1 protein-coding gene is annotated in these 6271 nt (G+C 68.9%); it reads left to right on the top strand.

The genetic code is table 11. From position 1 onward, the window contains the following. A partial coding sequence (locus AB0C62_RS41960; protein WP_362982555.1) for an amino acid adenylation domain-containing protein occupies nt 1-6141 on the top strand: 6141 nt, incomplete at its 5' end. Between the last annotated feature and the right edge of the window lie 130 nt (nt 6142-6271).

Raw genomic sequence — 6271 nt, 5'->3', positions numbered from 1 at the left:
GCCGCCTACTCCCACCAGGACGTACCGTTCGAACGACTGGTGGAGGCGATCAACCCCCAGCGGTCGCTGGCCCGCCACCCCCTGTTCCAGGTCATGCTGGTGATGCACAGCAACGCGGCCCCCGCGTTCGAACTGCCCGGTCTGTCGGCCGTCACCGAAGACCTCACCAAAGACGTGACCAGCTTCGATCTGACCTTCAACTTCTACGAGGCCGCGGACGGCGCCGGGGAACCCGCGGGGCTCGACGGCTTCCTGGAGTACCGTACCGACCTCTCCGACGTGAGCACCGCGCAGCGGTTCATCGAGGGTCTCCGGCTGCTGCTGACGGCCGTCGCCGAGGGCCCCGACCTGCCGATCAGCACCGCCGAACTGCTCTCCCCGACCGAGCGGATCGAGCTGCTCGCCGAGGGGACAGGAGACCCCGCCCCTGAACACCGGTTCTTCACCGACCTGTTCCAGGAGCAGGCTGCGCTCCGCCCCGACGCACCGGCGCTGGAGCACGAAGGCACCGTACTCACCTACGCCGAGCTGAACACGCGGGCCAACCAAGTGGCCCGCCTGCTGATCCGGCAGGGCGTCGGCTCCGAGCATCTGGTGGCGCTGGCGGTGCCCCGGTCGGTCGAGATGGTGGCGGCGCTGCTCGGCATCCTGAAGGCCGGCGCCGCCTTCCTCCCCGTCGATCCGGAGTACCCGGCGGACCGCATCGCGTTCATGCTGGAGGACGCCGCCCCGATCCGCGTGCTCACCACCCGCGAGGTGTCCGGGCGGCTCCCGCAGGGCGGCCCGGCCACCCTGGTCCTCGACGACCCTGCGACCCTGGCGGGGCTCGACGGCGCCGATCCCACGGATGCCGAGCGCACCGCTCGGCTCCGGCCCGACGACCTGGCGTACACCGTCTACACATCGGGCTCCACCGGCACGCCCAAGGGCGTGGCCGTGACCCATCGCGGCATCTGCGCGCTGGCCGCCACGGTGGCGGAGAAATACCAGGTCCGGCCGGACGACCGTGTCCTGCAGCTGGCCTCGATCAGCTTCGACATGGCCTTCGAGGACTTCCTGAGGGCGTTCTGCTTCGGCGCGACCCTCGTCGTCCCCGCGCCCGGCCCCCTGGTCGGGGACGCTCTCGGCGACTTTCTGGAGCAGCGCCGGATCTCCTGCGCCGACATGCCGCCCAGTGTGCTCGCCACCCTGCCGGCGCGGCACTTCCCCGCCCTGCGGGTGCTGAGCGTCGGCGGCGAGGCGTGCCCCCCGGCACTGACCGCGCGCTGGGCGGACGGACGGCGGATGCTGAACCTCTACGGGCCCACCGAGTCGACGATCTCGGCGACGGCCAGCCGGCCGCTGTCCGGCACCGATCCGTCCGCGTCCACGCCCATCGGAGCCCCGGTGAGGGGCGCGCGAGCTTACGTCCTGGACGGGCGGCTTCGGCTGGCTCCGCGAGGGGTGCCGGGAGAGTTGTACATCGCGGGAACGGGCGTGGCCCGGGGGTACCTGCGCCGCCCGGGACTGACGACGGAGCGGTTCGTGGCCGACCCCTTCGGACCGGCCGGAGGTCGGATGTACCGCACCGGTGACCTGGTGCGGTGGCGAGGTGACGGCCAGCTCGAGTTCGTCGGCCGGGTCGACGACCAGGTCAAGATCCGCGGCTTCCGCATCGAACTCGGCGAGATCGATGCGGTGCTGGGCCGCCACCCGGCGGTGTCACAGGTAGCGGTCGTGGTGCGGGAGGACCGGCCGGGTGACAAGCGTCTGGTGGGTTATGTGGTGGCCGCCTCCGGGAGCGGTGAGGTGGGTGGGGACGCCCTGCGCGCTCATGTGGGCGGGCTGTTGCCGGAGTTCATGGTCCCCTCGGCGTTCGTGATGCTGGACGGTCTGCCGTTGACGACGAACGGCAAGCTGGACCGGCGGGCCCTGCCTGCGCCCGTGTTCGAGGCGGAGGTGAGCGGGCGTGCTGCGCGGACTCCGCAGGAGGAGATCCTGTGCGGCCTGTTCGCGGAGATCCTGGGCGTGCCGGCGGTGGGTATCGACGACAGCTTCTTCGAGCTGGGCGGGCATTCTCTGCTGGCGACCCGGGTGGTCAGCCGGATCAGGTCGGTCCTGGGTGTCGAGTTGCCGGTGCGGACCTTGTTCGAGGCTCCCACGGTCGCGGCGTTGACCGGTCGGGTCGCGGAGGCGGGTTCGGCCAGGCCCGCGTTGACGGTGGTGGAGCGTCCGGAGCTGGTTCCGCTGTCGCCTGCGCAGAACCGGCTGTGGTTCCTCAACAAGCTGGAAGGGCCGAGTGCCACCTACAACGTCCCGGTGGCGTTCCGGATCACCGGAGACCTCGACGCGGACGTCCTCGAACAGGCGTTGAACGATGTGGTGGTACGGCACGAGAGCCTGCGGACGGTCTTCCGGGAGATCGACGGAACCCCAACACAGACAGTGCTGGCGGCGGATGCCGTCGACCTGGAACTGCACCACGTCAGCTGTGGCACTGATGAGATCGACGCGACGCTGCGGACGGCCGGGCAGTACGTCTTCGACCTGACCGCCGAACCGCCCCTGCGGGCAACGCTGTTCACCGTCGGCCCGGAGGAGCGGGTCCTGCTGCTGCTCATGCACCACATCGCGAGCGACGGCGCTTCGATGGGGCCCCTCGGACGCGATCTGGAGACCGCGTTCCGCGCCCGGCGCGAGGGTCAGGCCCCGACGTGGCCCGCGCTCCCGGTGCAGTACGCGGACTACACCCTGTGGCAGCGGGAGCTCCTCGGCGCGGAGGAAGACCCCGACTCCCTCCTGCGCAAGCAACTGACCTACTGGACGGGGGCGTTGGAGGGTAGTCCGGACCGACTCGAGCTGCCTTTCGACCACCCTCGGCCGAAGGTGGCCGGCTACCGCGGCGACATGGTCCCTGTCCGGATCGGCCCCGAGCTGCACCGCACGCTCATCGACCTGGCACGGGACACGAACACCACGGTGTTCATGGTGCTCCAGGCCGCTGTCGCCACCTTGCTGAGCCGACTGGGCGCGGGGTCGGACATCCCGCTCGGCACCCCGAGCACAGGACGCACCGACGAGGCCCTCGACGATCTGGTCGGCCTCTTCCTCAACACGCTCGTGTTGCGGACCGACACCTCAGGGAACCCGACGTTCCGGGAACTTCTGGAGCAGGTCCGCACGACCGCCCTGACCGCCTACATGCACCAGGACGTGCCGTTCGAGCGCGTGGTCGAGGCCGTCAACCCGACTCGCTCACTGTCCTGGCATCCGCTCTTCCAGGTCATGGTCGTCCTGCAGAACACCGGTGGATACGAGTTCTCGCTGCCCGGCGTGGTGACGGAAACCGAGGACGTATTCAGTACCCGTACGGCCAAGTTCGATCTCGGCTTCATCCTCAACGAGCACTACGAGGCCGACAACCGTCCGGCCGGGCTCGACGGGATGCTGGAGTACAACACCGACGTCTTCCAGAAGGGCACCGCCGAACGGACGGTGGCCCAGCTGGTGCGGCTGCTGACACAGCTCAGCAGTGCTCCCGACCGCCGGATCGGTGAAGCGGACATCCTGTCGCGGACAGAACGCGTGCGGTTGTTGGAGTTGTCGGCCGGCGCGGAGTCCGGCGAGGGGCTCGGGACGGGTTCGGTGCAGGCCGCTTTCGCCGCTCAGGCGCTGCGGTCCCCGGATGCGGTGGCGGTGCGGTGTGCTGGACGGGAACTGAGCTACCGGGAGTTGGACGAGCGGGCGAATCAACTCGCCCACCGGCTGCTGGATTTGGGCGTGGGTGCGGAGGCGCCGGTCGCCGTACTGATGGAGCGCTCGGTGGACCTGCTGGTCGCCCTGCTCGCCGTACTGAAGGCCGGAGCGTTCTACCTGCCGCTGCACAGCGGCTATCCGGTGGAGCGGATGCAGTGGATCGTGGACGAGACGTCCGCGCCGGTACTCCTGACCGACCGCGCCATGCGTGACCGTGGTCTCCCCAGTAGTGCAGCCCTCGTGGTGGTGGACGAAGACGTGCAGCTGGCCGGTCTGCCGGTCGGTGACCCGGGCGTCGAGAGCCGGCCCGAGCAGCTCGCCTACGTGATGTACACATCCGGCTCGACCGGACGTCCCAAGGGCGTGGCCGTCACCCACCGCGACATCCTCGACCTCGTCGTCGACGGCATGTTCGGGGCGGGCGCGCACGAGCGGGTCCTGCTGCTGGCCTCGTACGCCTTCGACCCCTCGACCTACGCCTTCTGGGTACCCCTGCTGCACGGCGGACGCACCGTCATCACCCCGGAAGGCGAACTCGGCGTCGCCGAACTCGCCCGGCTGATCACCGAGGAGGAGATCACCGGCCTGGACATCACAGCCGGACTCTTCCGCGTCATGGCCGAAGAAGACCCGGGCTGCTTCGCCAACGTACGCGAGGTGATCACCGGCGGCGACCTGATCTCCCCCACCGCCGTACGCCGAGTCCTCGAACACTGCCCCGACACCGTCGTGCGCTGCGCCTACGGCCCCACCGAAACAACCCTGTTCGCCACCCAATCCCCCTGGACCACCACTGACGAGGTGCCGGCGCCCATACCCGTCGGACGTCCGCTGGACGGCATGCGCGCCTACATCCTCGACGAGGCCCTGACGCCGGCCCCGGCAGGAGTGACCGGGGAACTCTACCTTTCGGGAACGGGGTTGGCCCGGGGCTACTTCGGTCGCCCGGACCTGACGGCGGAGCGGTTCGTGGCCGATCCCCTCGGTCCTGCCGGCAGCCGCATGTACCGCACCGGCGACCTCGCCCGCTGGTCCCGCGAAGGCCTGCTGGAATTCGTCGGCCGCGTCGACGACCAGGTCAAGATCCGCGGCTACCGCATCGAACTCGGCGAGATAGAAACGGTGTTGAGCCGCTTCCCGGGGCTCGCGCAGGTCGCGGTCGTAGCTCGTGAAGACCAGCCGGGCGACAAGCGTCTGGTGGGCTATGTGGTCGCCGAGCCGGGCCGCAGCGACGGGGTGGATGTCGAGACCCTGAGCGCACAGGTGGCAGATCAACTGCCGGAGTACATGGTTCCCTCCGCGTTCGTGGTGCTCGACCGGCTCCCGCTGACCACCAACGGCAAACTGGACCGGCGGGCTCTGCCCGCGCCCGACCTGCCCGCCGCCGGAGTCGGACGCGGTCCTCGGACTCCCCGCGAAGAGATCCTGTGCGCGCTGTTCGCCGAGATCTTGGGCGTACCCGCGGTCGGCATCGACGACAACTTCTTCGCACTCGGAGGACACTCCCTCCTCGCACCTCGCCTGGTCAGCCGCATACGAACCATCCTGAACGTCGAACTCCCCGTGACCGCCCTCTTCGAGACCCCCACCATCGCCACGCTCGTCCGGCAGTTGGACCGGACTCCGGGGAGCTCCTCCGGGGACTCGTTCGGGGTCCTGCTCCCCCTGCGCGCCGAGGGGGATCTCGACCCGCTGTTCTGCGTCCATCCGGCGATCGGGCTCAGTTGGACGTACTCCGGCCTCCTGCGCCATTTGGACAGTCAGCAGCCTCTCTACGGCCTGCAGGCCCGCAAGTTCAGCGAGCCGGATGCCGCGGCACCCGGTTTCGACGAGATGGTCGAGGACTACCTGAACGAGATCCGTTCGGTTCAGCCTTCCGGTCCGTACTCCCTCCTCGGCTGGTCCTTCGGGGGCATCGTGGCTCACGCCGTGGCGGTCCGCCTGCAGGAGGAAGGCGAGGACGTCTCTCTGCTCGCCATGATGGACAGCTACCTGCCCACTGACGGCTGGGAGAGCGAGCGGTTGTCGTATGGCAGCCCGGAGGTACTGAGTGCCGTGGCCGAGTCCATCGGACATGACCCGACGTCATCTGACAGCCCACTCGCCGGCCTTGGCGCGGACGGGTTCTCCGCACTGCTCGAAGTCTTCGTGGATATCGCCAACTTGAGCGATCACATCAGTGTCGGCAAGTTCATGGGCGACATCCTGTTCTTTGCCGCGGCTGCCGACAAGGCGGGCAGTGAACTCGCTCCCGATGTCTGGTCCCCGCATACGAACGGACGCGTCGAAGTACACGCCATCGACTGCGTTCACGGGGCTATGACCCAGCCCCGCCCGCTGTCCGAAATAGGACAGATATTGGCTGCGAAGTTGGCCGGTAGCGCGGGAAAACAGGGCAAGGCCTGAGCTGTTCCCTGCCCCCGGTCCGGGGTGCTGTCGCTGTCGCACCGTAGCTGTCCAAAGAATCCATTCTCGGGAGAATCGTGAAAGTCACCAGCAAAGAGAAGGCGCCTCAGCCGCGGTTGGGGAGCAGTTT

This window comes from Streptomyces sp. NPDC048643 (assembly GCF_040650615.1).
Classification (GTDB): domain Bacteria; phylum Actinomycetota; class Actinomycetes; order Streptomycetales; family Streptomycetaceae; genus Streptomyces.
The sequence above is the reverse complement of the archived record's forward strand: the minus strand, read 5'-3'. Positions and strand labels throughout refer to the sequence as shown.